Origin of the sequence: Apilactobacillus waqarii (assembly GCF_019061205.1) — a bacterium.
GTDB lineage: Bacteria > Bacillota > Bacilli > Lactobacillales > Lactobacillaceae > Apilactobacillus > Apilactobacillus waqarii.
In genome coordinates this window covers 1-471 of record NZ_JAHQYH010000024.1, presented here as the reverse complement: position 1 = coordinate 471, position 471 = coordinate 1, and the positions used below count along the sequence as shown (strand labels likewise).

Genomic DNA, 471 nt, shown 5'->3' with positions numbered 1-471 from the left:
AATTAATTCTTATTAGAGGAAATGCTGCTAGTGGGAAAACTAGCTTGGCGAATGCCCTCCAAAGTCAACTTGGTGAAAACACCTTACTTCTTTCTCAAGATAAATTAAGACGCGAAATGTTACTAGCCCATGATGGTTTTGATACGCCGACAATTCCATTATTGAAGCATTTGATTACTTTTGGAATGGCGAATTGCGACTATATTATCTTAGAAGGTATTCTAAAAGCAGATTGGTATGCCCCTGTTTGGGACTTTATTAGCCAACAAAGCCGTCTTCAAGTCTTTGCTTATTATTATGATATTCCTTTTGAAGAAACATTAAAGCGCCATTCAAGCAGAAGTAAGGTCGAGGAATTTGGCGAGGAAGCTCTGAGAAAGTGGTGGAATGAAAAAGATTACATCAAAATAATCTCTGAAACATCTTTTGACAAAACTGTCACCTTGCAAGAAGCACTCAATTACATATTAC

The 471-nt window shown here is 36.9% G+C and carries 1 protein-coding gene; it reads left to right on the top strand.

All coding sequences use genetic code 11. The features are described 5' to 3' along the window. A partial coding sequence (locus KTJ72_RS07025) for a kinase (RefSeq protein WP_217304479.1) occupies nucleotides 1-471 on the top strand: 471 nt, incomplete at both ends.